At 40.7% G+C, this 14,396-nt stretch carries 13 protein-coding genes; 7 read left to right on the top strand and 6 right to left on the bottom strand.

The genetic code is table 11. The features are described 5' to 3' along the window. Positions 1-53: 53 nt before the first annotated feature. Together ACTB00_RS00320 and ACTB00_RS00315 are read right to left on the bottom strand one after the other, a co-directional pair. Positions 54-1,469: a sugar transferase gene (locus ACTB00_RS00320; protein ID WP_463297954.1), complete on the bottom strand. Its 1,416-nt coding sequence runs from the start codon at positions 1,467-1,469 to the stop codon at positions 54-56. A 91-nt stretch (positions 1,470-1,560) separates the two neighbouring features. Next, positions 1,561-2,397 (bottom strand): hypothetical protein, encoded by an 837-nt coding sequence (locus tag ACTB00_RS00315; protein ID WP_463297953.1) that lies wholly within the window; start codon positions 2,395-2,397, stop codon positions 1,561-1,563. A 141-nt stretch (positions 2,398-2,538) separates the two neighbouring features. On the opposite strand from ACTB00_RS00315, the gene ACTB00_RS00310 reads away from it, so the two are divergent. The 5 genes from ACTB00_RS00310 to ACTB00_RS00290 all read left to right on the top strand — a co-directional run bounded on the left by ACTB00_RS00310 (position 2,539) and on the right by ACTB00_RS00290 (position 8,018). Continuing rightward, the gene (locus tag ACTB00_RS00310; RefSeq protein ID WP_463297952.1) at positions 2,539-3,189 is read left to right on the top strand and encodes a protein-L-isoaspartate(D-aspartate) O-methyltransferase; all 651 of its coding nucleotides are present in this window, start codon (positions 2,539-2,541) and stop codon (positions 3,187-3,189) included. A gap of 7 nt (positions 3,190-3,196) precedes the next feature. Continuing rightward, positions 3,197-3,838, top strand: coding sequence for an MBL fold metallo-hydrolase (locus tag ACTB00_RS00305; protein WP_463297951.1), 642 nt, complete (start codon positions 3,197-3,199; stop codon positions 3,836-3,838). An 87-nt stretch (positions 3,839-3,925) separates the two neighbouring features. After that, positions 3,926-6,790, top strand: coding sequence for an aminomethyl-transferring glycine dehydrogenase (gene gcvP / locus ACTB00_RS00300; protein WP_463297950.1), 2,865 nt, complete (start codon positions 3,926-3,928; stop codon positions 6,788-6,790). A gap of 54 nt (positions 6,791-6,844) precedes the next feature. Further along, positions 6,845-7,657: a 4-(cytidine 5'-diphospho)-2-C-methyl-D-erythritol kinase gene (gene ispE / locus ACTB00_RS00295; protein ID WP_463297949.1), complete on the top strand. Its 813-nt coding sequence runs from the start codon at positions 6,845-6,847 to the stop codon at positions 7,655-7,657. A gap of 127 nt (positions 7,658-7,784) precedes the next feature. Then, positions 7,785-8,018 (top strand): hypothetical protein, encoded by a 234-nt coding sequence (locus tag ACTB00_RS00290; RefSeq protein WP_463297948.1) that lies wholly within the window; start codon positions 7,785-7,787, stop codon positions 8,016-8,018. A gap of 76 nt (positions 8,019-8,094) precedes the next feature. Here ACTB00_RS00290 and ACTB00_RS00285 read toward each other — a convergent pair whose 3' ends face one another. The 4 genes from ACTB00_RS00285 to tgt form a co-directional block, all read right to left on the bottom strand. Further along, positions 8,095-8,430 carry a biotin/lipoyl-containing protein gene (locus ACTB00_RS00285; RefSeq protein ID WP_463297947.1) on the bottom strand — a complete coding sequence of 112 codons (336 nt, stop codon included), beginning with the start codon at positions 8,428-8,430 and terminating at the stop codon, positions 8,095-8,097. A 16-nt stretch (positions 8,431-8,446) separates the two neighbouring features. Further along, positions 8,447-9,991, bottom strand: coding sequence for an acyl-CoA carboxylase subunit beta (locus tag ACTB00_RS00280; RefSeq protein WP_159522537.1), 1,545 nt, complete (start codon positions 9,989-9,991; stop codon positions 8,447-8,449). Positions 9,992-10,191: 200 nt separating this feature from the next. Further along, a complete protein-coding gene (locus ACTB00_RS00275) occupies positions 10,192-11,280 on the bottom strand; it encodes an LptF/LptG family permease (RefSeq protein WP_463297946.1) in 1,089 nt (362 codons plus the stop codon). Between the two features lie 25 nt (positions 11,281-11,305). Beyond that, positions 11,306-12,436 carry a tRNA guanosine(34) transglycosylase Tgt gene (gene tgt / locus ACTB00_RS00270; protein ID WP_463297945.1) on the bottom strand — a complete coding sequence of 377 codons (1,131 nt, stop codon included), beginning with the start codon at positions 12,434-12,436 and terminating at the stop codon, positions 11,306-11,308. A gap of 140 nt (positions 12,437-12,576) precedes the next feature. On the opposite strand from tgt, the gene ACTB00_RS00265 reads away from it, so the two are divergent. Both ACTB00_RS00265 and ACTB00_RS00260 read left to right on the top strand, forming a co-directional pair. Then, positions 12,577-13,713: a glycosyltransferase gene (locus ACTB00_RS00265; RefSeq protein WP_463297944.1), complete on the top strand. Its 1,137-nt coding sequence runs from the start codon at positions 12,577-12,579 to the stop codon at positions 13,711-13,713. Beyond that, positions 13,704-14,315, top strand: a complete 612-nt coding sequence (locus tag ACTB00_RS00260; protein WP_463297943.1) for an RNA polymerase sigma factor — start codon at positions 13,704-13,706, stop codon at positions 14,313-14,315. The genes ACTB00_RS00265 and ACTB00_RS00260 overlap by 10 nt, the downstream gene beginning before the upstream one ends. Positions 14,316-14,396: the final 81 nt, after the last annotated feature.

Genomic DNA, 14,396 nt, shown 5'->3' with positions numbered 1-14,396 from the left:
TCAGACTTGTTTTGCTGTTTTAAAATATGTTGTTCTTCGGTTTCACCAATTAACTACTTGCCGTCTCCTTTAAAGCAAGCTATGGCCGTATAGATGAGTATTTTAAAATCGATATACAAAGAGATGTTTTTGAGGTAAACCATGTCGTATGGAAGCCGTTCAAGCATTTCATTCAGTGTCGAAGCGTAGCCATATTTAACTTGCCCCCACGATGTAATGCCAGGCCTTATTTTATGCAGGTGCGTATAGTGCGGTGCTATTTTAACAAGCTGGTCAATGAAATATTTACGTTCTGGGCGAGGTCCAACCAACGACATTTCGCCTATAATGACATTGTAAAATTGCGGTATTTCATCCAAATGGGTTCGCCGTAGAAACTGTCCAATTTTTGTTATCCGATCATCGTGATGGCTGGATAATTTTGGGCCATTCGTCTCTGCATTATGAATCATGGTGCGAAACTTGTAAATTGTAAATGGCTTGCCGAATCGTCCAATACGCTTTTGCGTGTATAAAACCGGTCCCTTATTCTCCAGCTTTATGAGTAGGCCAATAAGCAAGAAAGCCGGAAGAAAAATGATGATTGCCAGAATTGAAAAGCTAACATCGATCAATCGTTTCATATTGGCTTGCCAGGCCGACATGATGCCGTTTGAGATTTTTAAAAGTGGGCTGCTAAAAATGCCGTTCGTCTTTGTATTGCCCGAGAGCAGGTCAAAGAGGTCGGGAATTCCCCAGATGGTCAAAGTTCGACTTTGTAATCTGGTTAAAATCGACGACAGTAACTCGTGTTGAGCTGATTCAATGGCGATGACCACTTCTTCCACATCGTATTTATCGGTAATTCCTGAAAACTCATAAATTGAACCTAGCTTCGGTAAATGCTTCTCCAGCGGGTATTGTTCGCTTTCATCAACACTTAAAAAGCCGATAAATTTGTACCCGGCAGGTCGAATTTGGGTGTTTAACTCCTTGTATATTTTTAAAGCTTTCTCATCTCCGCCAACTAATAGTGTGTTAAATCCAAACTTCCGATTATGAATCCGATGAATAATCCGACTGGTTTGTATTAAGCGAAAAATATAGGTTAAGCCAAAATGAAGCCCCAAAAGCGTGAGGAATAAACTGTAGTAGTTTTTATACGAGCCGATAAAGTCGTCCAGCATCAGTGCAAAAAAGATTATTACAACACCAACCAGCGAAGTCAAAAAGGTTTGCCCCAGTTCAATTAATCTTGATTTGCGATAAATATTACTGTAGTAGCCGGTAATGTAGTAAAACAAAATCCACAATGCCGGTATAATAATTAGGCCCAGAAAAAAACGATTATTAAACTCAAGCGGAACGTCTGTTCCGAAATATTGAGGTTCAATATAAAGCTTACGGTAAATGTAAAACAGAATCCAGCTTGCAGCTGCTGCAAACAAGTCAAAAAATAAGTACTTGGCAACTTGTACCTTCTTGCTCATTAGAAAGCGGAGTTTTGTCTGGTCAATTCTTCAGTGTTTAGTAGTTCGAAAACGACAAAACACCTTATTTATTGCGGCAAAAATAGGCTTTTTACGTCAAGGGTGTATTGTTCAGGTACTTTAATTTATCCTTGATTTCATTTAACGATGTCAAAGCTTCTTCTAACTCGCTAAGTGATATAATAATAGCCGGATTTTTCTGAATGGAATGAATGAAATTCTGAAGGGCATTCTTTTCCGTGCTCTGGATCGCACGATTTTCGATATGGTTGGAAGGCAATGAGATAATTGACTCATCATTTTGAAAAATCTCAATAAACGAGTGCTTGCTGCTGAATTTTTCGCTCAGGTCAATTTGGGCAATTGAGCCGGTCGAGAACGAAATCCGCAAATTAATTAGGCTCAATTGGTTTTCTCCTTCTAGCGCAAAAACATCAATTCGTTTAATTTCGCTCTTTTCAATGGTTTTGAGATAAAGCAAGAGGCTTAGAAACTGTTTTTCAAATTCCTCCGGATCAAGTTTGAGCCTGATGCTAATTAGCTTGAGCTTGGTTAAATGATCCAGAATTTGAATATTTTCACTGACATAGGTGAGCGGATTGAAGATCATCAGACATGTCCCGGCTTCGTTCACCAAGTTAATTAGTTGACGGGTTTCGTAGATTGACAGTGCCGGAACAGATCGTAAAAAAAGATGATTACTCTTTTTGATTCCCATTTGAATTAAATCAAAAGAAGGCTGGTCAACATCAATATAACAAGCATCCGAATTGGTAATCAGTTCTTCAATGGTATATTTCTGGTGACTATTGTCTTGACTTACAATGTCATCCACAATTCCGGTAATCTTGAAACTTTTAAAATGTTGGATCAACTTTATTGATGCTGATGGCGAAGCCACCTTTGAAAGAATTCCGATTCTGATCATAGCTGCAAATTAGAAATAAAAAGCTATTTTAATGGGCTCAAAATGCCAGAACTTTTCAACGCTTTTTGTTGATAATGTTGAGTATTCAGCGTTGCGCGAAACAAGCATTTTGAACTATTTTTACAAAAAAACTAAAAACAGATGGATTCCCGCGACAGTTTAAGACATCAGGGCTTACGAAAACGCTTAATCGATGGCATTCGAATAAAAGGAGTCCGGGATCAACGGGTATTGGATGCCATTGCCAAAGTTCCACGCCATTTATTTATGGATAGCAGCTTTATTCAGTTTGCATACAAAGACCAGGCTTTCCCGATTGGTGCCGGCCAAACAATATCTCAGCCATATACAGTTGCTTTTCAATCTCAATTGCTTGATATTCAGCCCAACGAAAAAACACTGGAAGTGGGCACCGGAAGTGGTTATCAGGCAGCCGTTTTGGTTGAAATGGGAGCTCAGGTTTACACCATCGAACGTCAGCGGGAGTTGTTCCTGAAAGTGCAGGTGCTGTTGCCAGAACTGGGGTACCACCCCAAATTCTTTTTTGGCGACGGCTACAAGGGACTGCCCACTTATGGGCCTTTCGATAAAATTATAATTACCGCCGGAGCACCGATGATTCCTCAGGACTTGTTGATGCAGCTTCGGATTGGAGGCGTTTTGGTAGCACCAATAGGGCCAACAGAAAAACAGATTATGTACAAAGTTACCCGGGTTTCCGAAGATGAATTTGAAAAGGAAAAGCACGGAACATTTGTTTTTGTTCCGATGTTAAAGGGAACAACAAACTAATAGTAAAATGATTCAAGTTAAAAAGTTTACATTCAATCCAATCCAGGAAAATACCTACATACTTTACGATGACACCAAGGAATGTATTATTGTTGACGCAGGGTGTTTCTTTGATTATGAATGTCAGGAATTGGATAAATTTATAGCAGAGAACCAACTAAAACCGGTTAAGTTGGTGAATACCCATTGTCATTTCGACCATATTTTGGGAATCAACCATTGCCGGGCAAAGTATAATATTCCTTTTTATGCGCACGAAGAAGATGCCTTTTTAGTAGCGGGCATTGTGGCGAGTGGCGATCGGTTTGGAGTTCCCGTGGAACCTGTTGATCCGGCAGACCACTTCTTGAACGAGGGAGACCAGGTTACTTTTGGTGAATCAACCCTGGATGTTATTCATGTTCCGGGTCACGCTCCGGGTCACGTAGTTTTGCATCAGCCGAGTCAGCAGTTTATGCTGGCAGGCGACGTCCTGTTTTACGGAAGCATTGGTCGCACCGATCTTCCAAAAGGTAATTTCGAGCAGCTGATAAGCAACATTAAAACCAAGTTGTTTTTACTCCCCGGCGAAACAGTAGTTTACAGTGGGCATGGTCCCGAAACGAGCATTGGGTTTGAGAAGGAGAACAACCCCTTTCTTATTGACTAATAAGAGCTTTGTAAACGGATAAAAATCATTTTTTTATCCGCATCTTCTATATAGTATTGTCTCAAATTTCAGAAATACATACAAAACATGGGAAGTGATAAATTTGTAGTCCGTCATATTGGGCCTCGTGATTCGGATATAATAGCTATGCTGGAGGCCATTGGTGTATCTTCTTTGGATGAACTGATTGATCAGGCGGTGCCTGCAAACATCCGGATGGAGGAACCACTTCAGTTAGCTGATGGCTTAACTGAACGAAAATATTACCGCCGGATTCACGATCTGGCTAAAATGAATAAGGTCTTTAATACCTACATTGGAATGGGCTATTACGACACCATTACTCCAGCTGTAGTTCTTCGGAATGTGTTGGAAAATCCGGTGTGGTACACTTCATATACTCCGTATCAGGCTGAAATTTCACAAGGTCGGCTGGAAGCCTTGTTGAATTACCAAACCATGGTTTGTGAATTAACCGGCATGGAATTGGCCAATGCGTCATTACTTGATGAAGCTACCGCTGCGGCAGAAGCTATGGTATTGATGTTTAACTCCCGATCACGGGCAAAAGCGAAAGCTGGTGCCAGCGTGGTTCTTGTTGATAAGCACATTTGGCCTCAAACGCTCGATGTATTGCAAACGCGGGCAACTCCATTAGATATTGATTTGAAAATTGGGAAAGCTTCTGACTTTTCGTTTGATGAAAATATCATTGGGGTGATTGTTCAGTACCCAAATTCAGATGGCGAAATTTTGTCCTATGCTGATTTGGTTGAACAAGCGCATGCCGTTGATGCAAAGGTTGCTGTGGCAACCGACTTGCTAGGCCTTTCCTTACTGACTCCTCCGGGAGAATGGGGTGCCGATGTGGTTTTTGGAAACTCGCAACGCTTTGGAGTACCCATGGGATATGGGGGTCCACATGCGGCATTTTTTGCTGCTCGTGCTGATTTCAAACGAAATATGCCGGGACGTATCATTGGTGTTTCAAAAGATAAACATGGCAACCATGCTTTGCGAATGGCTTTGCAAACTCGTGAGCAACATATTAAGAGGGAGCGTGCAACATCAAATATTTGCACGGCGCAAGCACTTTTGGCAACAATGGCTGGGTTTTATGGTGTTTATCACGGACCGGAAGGAATTCGTGCGATTGCTGACCGGGTGCATTGCATTGCTGTTTTACTCGATAACGAAATTACTGCGCTTGGTTATCAGCAACTCAATGCCAATTACTTTGATACCATTCGATTTGCGTTGCCAAAACACGTAAAACGTGAAGATATTGAATGGTTGTCGCACGAGCTGGAAATGAATTTCCGCTACCTGGAAAATGGAGAAGTTGGACTGAGTATTGACGAAACAACCAATCTAGATGATATCAACTGGATGATAGAAGTGTTTGCCAAAGCGGCAAATAGATCTTATCCAAACATTGTAAATTATCCGGAAGAAGCCAATATCGATAAAGATTTTTTGCGAACTTCTGCTTTCATGCAGCAGGACGTATTCAATAAATACCGATCCGAAACGGAAATGCTTCGGTACATTAAACGCTTGGAACATCGCGATATATCGCTGACGCACTCCATGATTCCATTGGGATCGTGCACGATGAAACTGAATGCGGCTACTGAAATGCTGCCATTAAGTTGGTTTGAGTTTGGAAGCATTCATCCATTTGTACCCAAAAACCAGGCGCGTGGTTATCAGGAAATGATGGAGGAACTGCGCCGTGATTTAGCCGAGATAACTGGTTTTTCAGATGTTAGTTTGCAGCCGAACTCAGGTGCAGCCGGCGAATATGCAGGTTTAATGGTAATCCGAGAATATCACTTGAGTAGAGGTGATGAGCAACGGAATGTTGTTCTGATTCCATCTTCGGCTCACGGAACAAACCCGGCGAGTGCAGTGATGGCAGGAATGAAAGTTGTTGTTGTGCCTTGCGATGAAAAAGGAAATATTGATGTGGAGGAACTTCGGCAGAAAGCGGAAGAGTTCAAAGATTCGCTGTCGGCGTTTATGGTAACTTACCCTTCAACGCACGGTGTTTTTGAAGCATCAATCGTTGAGATGTGTGAAATCATTCATCAAAATGGAGGGCAGGTGTACATGGATGGTGCCAACATGAATGCGCAGGTTGGCTTAACCAATCCAAAGCGTATTGGCGCAGACGTTTGTCACTTGAATCTGCATAAAACATTTGCAATCCCACATGGAGGTGGTGGCCCCGGTGTTGGGCCAATTGCTGTGGCTGAACACCTGGTCGACTTTTTACCCTCCCATCCGGTGATGAATAACGGACATGTGGGAATTTCAGCTGTTTCGGCCGCTCCCTGGGGAAGTGCTTCGGTACTGCCAATTACGTATGGTTACATCAAAATGTTGGGTGCCGACGGATTGACCCAGGCCACGAAAATCGCTATATTAAATGCCAACTATATCGCCAGCCAATTGAAAGATTCATACGGAATTTTATATGTTGGAGAAGAGGGCAGAGTGGCTCATGAAATGATTTTAGAATGCCGTCATTTTAAAGCTGACTCAGGAATTACTGAGGCGGATATCGCTAAACGATTGATGGATTATGGCTTCCACGCACCAACCTTGTCTTTTCCCGTACACGGTACGTTGATGATTGAACCAACTGAAAGTGAATCGAAAGAAGAGCTTGACCGATTTATCTCTGCATTAAAGTCAATTTACAAAGAGATTCAGGCTATCATTAAAGGAGAATCTGATCAAGTGGATAATCCGTTGAAGAATGCACCGCATACTGCTGAAACGGTGGTTGCAGACAAATGGGAGCACTCATACACTCGTCAGCAAGCTGCGTTTCCTTTACCCTATTTGGTTGAAAATAAGTACTGGCCTCCTGTTGGACGTGTTGACGATGCTTATGGAGATCGCAATCTGATGTGTACCTGCGATCCGATCGAAACTTATCAATAATCGATATTACATGGCTGCTGTTTTGTATCTTTACAGCAGCCATTTTTTATACCCATGATTGTTTATCCCATTGCAAAAATAAATTTAGGCTTGCTGATCACGGAGAAGCGGGCAGACGGGTTTCATAACCTTGAAACCATTTTTTATCCGGTTCCTGTCCAGGATGCCTTGGAGGTTGTGCATGCGAGTGAGTTTCAAATAACCATTACCGGTATTGATTTGCAGGAAGATCCGACCTCAAATCTCGTAGTGAAAGCTTATCGGTTACTAAAGGATGATTATGACTTACCGCCGGTTCGTATTCATTTACACAAAAATATTCCGGTTGGAGCAGGACTTGGCGGCGGATCGGCTGATGCTTCGTACATGTTGAAATTGTTAAATGACTTATTTCAGTTAAAACTTGACCAACAGAAACTAATGGACTATGCTTTGAAATTAGGCAGCGATTGTCCGTTTTTTATTGAACCAAAGCCTGCTTTTGCAAGGGGCAGGGGAGAACGACTGGAGGAGATTCCGCTTGATCTGTCCGGCTATTATTTGGTGCTTGTAAAGCCTCCGGTTCATGTTTCTACTGCCGAGGCATATCAGCATGTTCGTCCTGCTCAAAGTCGCATATCGCTAAAGGCATTATCAAAATTTCCGATGCGCCGTTGGCAGGGTAATGTAACCAACCAGTTTGAAAAATATGTGTTCGGCGAACATCCTGAGGTTGGCGAAATTAAGCAGAAACTATATGACATGGGCGCGATTTTCTCGTTAATGTCGGGTAGTGGATCCGCTGTATTTGGATTGTTTCGTGCCGAAAAAAAATCCATTCGGTCTTCTTTTCTGGAGAGCTATCAGCTATTCATTCAGAAGCTTTAGTTGGTGTTTTAGACTTCATTCAAAGCTGTTTACACACTTTAACATCTTGAGATTTAACTGTTGTGCTTTTTGTTAGTCTATTAAAACAGCAAACAATTAGAAACACAAACAAGTAAGTTTTAAGGTTATGAAAACAAAATTTGGGAAATTAGTTTTAGTAATTGCAGTAGTCGTCTTAACCGGAGTTCAAGCAAAATCATCAGGTTTATTAAGCAGTGTTGAAGTTGAACCAGAACTGGAAATTGAAAGTTGGATGGTGGATGCAGCATTTTGGAATGATGGGTTAATTGATTTAACTCCAGCTACCGAAAAGAGTTTATCTATTGAAAAATGGATGTATGATGATGTGTATTGGAAGTGATACTTTAGTTAAATTTTAATTGGTGTCGGGTAAACAGAAAATAAAAAGAGAAGGGGTTTTCGCCCCTTCTCTTTTGTTATAATCGTTTGATTTCTATCATCAAATGTTTTTTCGGGATTTTTTGTCCCGGTTTAACATGTATCTTTACAATTTTACCATCAAAAGGCATTTGTACATTGTTGTGCATTTTCATTGCTTCCAAAATCAAAAGGCTGTCGCCTTCTTTTAATTTCTCACCGGGTTTTACGTGAACATCAATAATTGATCCCGGCATGAAAGAAAAAACATGATTTTCATTTGGGTACTCCCAAACTGGACGATTGATGTACTTTTGCGTATATTCTGTCTTGTATACGGCACTATGTACAATTATCGTATCGTATTGCTTTTCTTCAACTTTTTTCTCAGCCATACTATTAAAATTTCGATTAAAACGGTGGAATTCCGTGCTTCTTGTTTGGTCCCATTACCGATTTGTTTGCAGAAACCTGTAAAGCATGTAAGAGCATCTTGCGTGTATCTTCAGGCTCAATAACTTCGTCGATATATCCCTTACCTGCAGCGACATATGGGTTAGCAAATTTTTCTTTGTATTCATCAATTTTAATCTGGCGCATAGCGTCCGGATCTTCTGCTTCGGCAATTTCTTTGCGGAATACAATGTTTGCAGCACCCTCAGGTCCCATAACAGCAATCTCGGCAGTAGGCCATGCGAAAACAAAGTCGGCACGCAAGTGGCGTGAGTTCATCGCAATGTAACCACCTCCATAGGCTTTTCTAATAATAACTGTAATTCGAGGAACGGTAGCTTCACTATATGCATATAGAATTTTTGCACCGTGACGAATAACTCCAGCATGCTCCTGATCAACTCCCGGCAAGTAGCCCGGTAAATCTTCAAGAGTGATAATTGGAATATTGAATGCGTTACAGTAGCGAATAAAACGAGCAGCTTTATCAGAACTGTCACAATCCAAAACACCTGCTAGCACTTTAGGCTGGTTGGCAACAAAACCAACAGTTTCTCCATTTAGTCGTCCAAACCCGATCACAATATTTGGCGCAAACAATTCCATGATTTCGAAGAACTCGGATTTGTCGGTGATGGCCTCAATAATATCCCGAATGTCATAAGGCATTTTAGGATCACTTGGAACGATATTCTCGACTTTTTTTCTTCTCTTTGGATTGGCAGGCTCAACTCTGGTAGCCTTCTGTTTATTGTTCCATGGAAGAAATTCCATGAGCTTTTTGATTTGATCAAAACATTCCAATTCACTTTCGGCATAGAAATGAGCATTTCCGGTAATTTCGGCATGTACTTTTGCTCCACCCAAAGCTTCCATTGAAATTTCTTCACCCAAAACAGTTTTAATAACACTTGGGCCTGTGATAAACATTTTTGAAATGTTATTTACCACAAAAACAAAGTCGGTTAATGCAGGAGAATAAACTGCTCCACCGGCGCAGGGGCCAAGAATAACCGAAATTTGTGGAATAACACCGGAGGCCAGTGTGTTTCTGAAGAAAATTTCGCCATACCCAGCCAGTGAGTTCACACCTTCCTGGATTCTGGCACCACCCGAATCGTTGATTCCAATTAGTGGTACTCGCATTTTCAAGGAGTGGTCCATAATTTTGGTGATCTTACGTGCGTGCATCAATCCCAGCGATCCACCGGCAACGGTAAAGTCTTGAGCAAAGATGCAGATGGGAGCACCATGAATGGTTCCTGTTCCGATGATAACACCATCGCCATGCAATTTTTTATTTTCCATATCAAAATCGCGTGCAACATGTTCAACGAACAGATCATACTCGTGAAATGAACCCTCATCAAGGATGTATAAAATACGTTCGCGGGCAGTGAGTTTCCCCATTGCAACTTGTTTCTCAATGGCTTTTTCTCCGCCACCCTTGAGAACTTCACTTTTCCTTTTTCTAAGGTCCAGGATATTCCGTTTCAACGACATATCATTTAGTTTTAATTAAAAAAAATGCTCCGGCAAAATCCGGAGTTTGAAAAATAGTTGATTTTTTTTCTTTTTAAGAAGTGTCAAAATTATAACTTTTTCACACATCAAGGAATTATTTCACAACATTATACCCTATGGGCTTACGTGTGGCTTGTAATTTGGTTTTGAACAATTAATTGAATGGTTTGAAGGTTCATTTATCGGCTTCCCATTTTGTATAAATAAGCGGCCAAGGCTCCAAAAATCATGTTCGGAATCCAAGCTGCCAAAGGAGGGGAGACGGCCCCCGAAAGTGCAAAAACGGTCGATATCTGCATAAACATGATGTATGTGAATACGAGTAAAATTCCCAATCCTAAATGAAATCCAATACCTCCTTTTACTTTTCTGGATGCCAGCGATGCTCCGATTAATGTAAGTATAAAAGCAGAGAATGGCCCGGAAAGTCGCTTGTGTTTTTCAATCTCAAATTCAAGGGTGTTTACTCCTCGTAGCTTCATGTCTTTTATTTCTTCGTTCAGCTTGGGGAGTGTCATCGTTTCAACAATGTTTTTCACAACCCGGTAATCTTCCGGCGACATATTAAGCGTTGAGTCCATTTCTGTGCCCGTTGTTAAAGTTTCTTCGTATCCATCAAAATCGCGGATGACGTAATTGTGTATCACCCATTTTTTTTCTTCCCGATCCCATTTGACATAGTCGGCCTGTAGCTTTGATTTTAGTTTTCCTTCTGCAAACTCCTCAATTGTAAACCGGTGGCCGACATCACTCGAGGTATTGTAACTGCTGATGTATATATAAACTCCGGGTGATATTTGACGGTGAATATTTCGTTCGTTATAACTGCGGTTCGAATCGATGTACGTATTCCGAAAATCGATTCGCTTTTTGTTTGAAGGAGGAATGATATAGTTGCCAAGTGTATACGAAAACAGAGCGATAATAAATGCGCCAACCATGTATGGAAGCATTAGTCGCCGGTAGGAAACCCCACTACTCAGGATGGCAATAATCTCTGAATTGTATGCCATTTTGGAGGTGAAATAAATAACAGCAATAAAGGTAAAAAGCGAACTGAATAGGTTGGCAAAAAATGGGATGAAGTTCATGTAATAATCAAAGACGATCGCGTTTAAAGGCGCATCTTTTGAGATAAATTCATCCAGATTTTCAGAAATGTCAAACACCATTGCAATACTAATGATGAGTGCAATAGCGTAAAAGAACGTTCCCAGAAATTTCTTAATAATATAGAAGTCAATTGTCTTTAGTCCTGATATTTTCATATCCACCACTAATTTTTCTGAGAATTTATAATCGGGTTCCTAATTTCGGTATCATTTCTTCTTTCCAATCTTTAAACGTGTTCGCCAATATTTGCTTTCGGGCTTCTTTTACCAACCATAAATAAAAAGCCAGATTATGTTGGCTGGCTATTTGAGATCCCAGCATTTCGCTGGAAACAATTAGATGACGTAAAAAAGCCTTTGAATATTGCGTGTCTACAAAAGAAGTTCCATCTGCGTCAATCGGAGAGAAATCATCGGCCCATTTTCTGTTTTTTATATTGATCAGTCCGTTCTTTGTGAAAAGCATCCCGTTACGACCGTTTCTGGTTGGCATTACGCAGTCAAACATATCAATACCCCGGTCAATGGCTTGCAAAATATTGATTGGAGTTCCCACTCCCATCAGGTAACGAGGCTTTTCCTTTGGCAGAATTGGCGTAACCACTTCAATCATGGCGTACATATCTTGTTCAGTTTCACCTACCGAAAGGCCGCCAATGGCGTATCCATCACTTGGGATATTCGTCACAAATTTAGCCGCTGCTTCTCGCAAATCCGGATAAACAGCTCCTTGCACAATTGGAAACAGCGATTGGGTGTGTCCATACAACGGTTTTGTTTTTTCCATTTGGTTTACACAACGATCAAGCCAACGTTGGGTGAGCTCCAGCGATTTTTTAGCGTAATCATATTCAGCATCGCCGGGTGTGCATTCGTCAAAAGCCATAATGATGTCGGCTCCAATCTTTCGCTGAATGTCAATGACACTTTCCGGTGTAAATAAATGACGCGAGCCATCAATGTGGGACTGAAATTTTGCTCCTTCCTCCGTGAGTTTTCGAATATCGCCCAATGAAAAGACCTGATAGCCACCGCTGTCGGTTAAAATTGGGCCATTCCATCCGTTAAATTTGTGCAGTCCGCCCGCTTCTTCAATAATTGCAGTTCCGGGGCGCAAATACAAATGATAAGTATTTCCAAGGATAATCTGGGCTTGAATATCTTCGTGTAAATCCTTAACATGAATGCCTTTTACAGACCCAGCCGTTCCGACCGGCATAAAAATCGGAGTTTCAATTTTCCCATGTCCCGTCTCCAGTGTTCCTGCCCGGGCGCAGCTGTTAACTGCTTGATGATGAAGCGTAAAATCCATGCACTTATTTTTGAGTGCTCAAAGATAGGCATAAAAGTTAAACGGCCAGAGAATACCTGTTTTCTGTACGAGTTAAAATAGTTTAAAAATGATGTTTATATAGTCTGCGCGATTGTTATTTTTGCTGTTAAAATCAAAATATGATTCTTGATTTCTTTGACCGAACAGGCACGGAATGGATTGCTCCGGCTATTTTCTTTTTTTCGGTTCTGACTGAGCTCTTTTTTCTGTTGTTTTTCTATCTGAGGCTACTGTTTCAGAAAAGAACTGCGGATACGCTGCTTGAGATGCCGATGAGCATTTGTATGTGTGTGCGTAACGAGGAGGAGCAAATTGAAGAGGTCTTAACCCGGCTTCTGAAGCAGAACTATTCTAATTTCGAAATTATTTTGGTTGATGATTTTTCAGAAGACAACACCATTCAAAAAGTTGCTCAGTTGGCTAAGAGATTTCCTAAGCTGAAATTTACTTCGATCAATCAGGAAACAAATTTTTCTGAAAAACTGGCCATTAACCTGGCCATGAAGGCAGCAAGTTCGGAGCAGATGATTATGTTGCCTCCTGATATTGGAGAGATTGATCCTAACTTTCTTAAAAAGATGAACGATCTTTCAGACGAATCAGATTTTCTGATTAACTATTCAAACATCATCCCTCAGAAGAAATTCATCAATAAACTGATTCGGATAGAGCGCTTCTTGTCGTTTTTAAATTCAGCAGCTTATTCTTTGGCTGGAATCCCTGTCTTTTTTAATGATACAAACGTTCTTTTTAAAAAGACAGTCTATTTTCAACAGTCGGGTTTCCGCGGAAAAATGAACTGTCATTTTGGGAACCTGGAGCTCATTTTTAACGACCGATTTAAGAAGAAAGTACATGTTTCGATTGAACCGGAAACTTTTGTCAGGGAGAATGCTACTCATCAAAAGGGGGATTTTTCAGGATTGTTGAAAAAGAAAATTCGTTTGAATCAGCAAGTTGGATTTGGAAAACGCCTTATTCAATGGGTTGAGGACTTTGGCAAGCTAGCCTTAATGATATCGTTGACTTGGATGTTGGTTACTGAACCTGCAAATTGGTTATTTGTTTCAATTCCCATGGTAGTCTTAATCGGCCTCCAGATTTTTATCATTAAAAGAATGACTACCCATTTGCAGGAAAGGAAAATCTTTTTATCTTCGTTAGCATACGTTTATGTTCGGCCGGTTCTGTATTTTGTCAGGGCTTTCGAAATTTATTTATACGATAAAAGGATTAAAAGTAATAAATGGAATTGAACCCCAATTTATCAGATAAGGCTCAACAAGATTTTGCCTTGGTTGAATCCGCACTAAAAGGGGATGAAAAAGCATTTGCAAAGCTTCTTAGTAAATACAAAGATGCCATTTATTTCATGTTGCTGAAAATGGTTAATAATAAAAGTGATGCTGAAGATTTGACCATTGAAGCATTTGGAAAAGCTTTTAAAAATCTTCATCAATATTCTCCGAGTTACGCATTTAGCACGTGGCTTTTTAAAATTGCCTCAAATAATTGCATCGATTTTTTGCGTAAAAAGAAAGGAGTTCACGTCTCGATTGAGAATAGCCAGGATGGTAATGATAATGAGCAATCAGTGAGGTTGAAATCGAAAGATCCCGATCCGGAAGAGAAGTTGATCCGCATTCAAAAAGCCATTTTGCTACGTCGCATCGTTCATAAGTTAAAGCCTCGTTACCGAACCTTGGTGGAGCTCAGGTACTTCCGGGAGTTTTCTTACGAAGAGATTGCCAAGGAACTTGATTTGCCGCTTGGTACGGTAAAAGCACAATTGTTTCGTGCCCGGGAAATGCTTTTTAAAATGATTGAATCTACCGAAATGGACGATCACGAGTCCTAATCGTATTCCAATCCAGTTATTGTTTTAAAGAACCGTATTCATAAATTCTGTCAATTCATTTCTTGCCCAAAAAGCGAAGTT

Source organism: Sunxiuqinia sp. (assembly GCF_055140945.1).
This window is presented reverse-complemented; position numbering and strand designations above follow the sequence as displayed.

Bases quoted from the DNA above. Each gene is read 5' to 3' on its own strand.
- ACTB00_RS00320 (WP_463297954.1), bottom strand. From the start codon at position 1,469: ATGAGCAAGAAGGTACAAGTTGCCAAGTACTTATTTTTTGACTTGTTT.
- ACTB00_RS00315 (WP_463297953.1), bottom strand. From the start codon at position 2,397: ATGATCAGAATCGGAATTCTTTCAAAGGTGGCTTCGCCATCAGCATCA.
- ACTB00_RS00310 (WP_463297952.1), top strand. From the start codon at position 2,539: ATGGATTCCCGCGACAGTTTAAGACATCAGGGCTTACGAAAACGCTTA.
- ACTB00_RS00305 (WP_463297951.1), top strand. From the start codon at position 3,197: ATGATTCAAGTTAAAAAGTTTACATTCAATCCAATCCAGGAAAATACC.
- gcvP (WP_463297950.1), top strand. From the start codon at position 3,926: ATGGGAAGTGATAAATTTGTAGTCCGTCATATTGGGCCTCGTGATTCG.
- ispE (WP_463297949.1), top strand. From the start codon at position 6,845: ATGATTGTTTATCCCATTGCAAAAATAAATTTAGGCTTGCTGATCACG.
- ACTB00_RS00290 (WP_463297948.1), top strand. From the start codon at position 7,785: ATGAAAACAAAATTTGGGAAATTAGTTTTAGTAATTGCAGTAGTCGTC.
- ACTB00_RS00285 (WP_463297947.1), bottom strand. From the start codon at position 8,430: ATGGCTGAGAAAAAAGTTGAAGAAAAGCAATACGATACGATAATTGTA.
- ACTB00_RS00280 (WP_159522537.1), bottom strand. From the start codon at position 9,991: ATGTCGTTGAAACGGAATATCCTGGACCTTAGAAAAAGGAAAAGTGAA.
- ACTB00_RS00275 (WP_463297946.1), bottom strand. From the start codon at position 11,280: ATGAAAATATCAGGACTAAAGACAATTGACTTCTATATTATTAAGAAA.
- tgt (WP_463297945.1), bottom strand. From the start codon at position 12,436: ATGGATTTTACGCTTCATCATCAAGCAGTTAACAGCTGCGCCCGGGCA.
- ACTB00_RS00265 (WP_463297944.1), top strand. From the start codon at position 12,577: ATGATTCTTGATTTCTTTGACCGAACAGGCACGGAATGGATTGCTCCG.
- ACTB00_RS00260 (WP_463297943.1), top strand. From the start codon at position 13,704: ATGGAATTGAACCCCAATTTATCAGATAAGGCTCAACAAGATTTTGCC.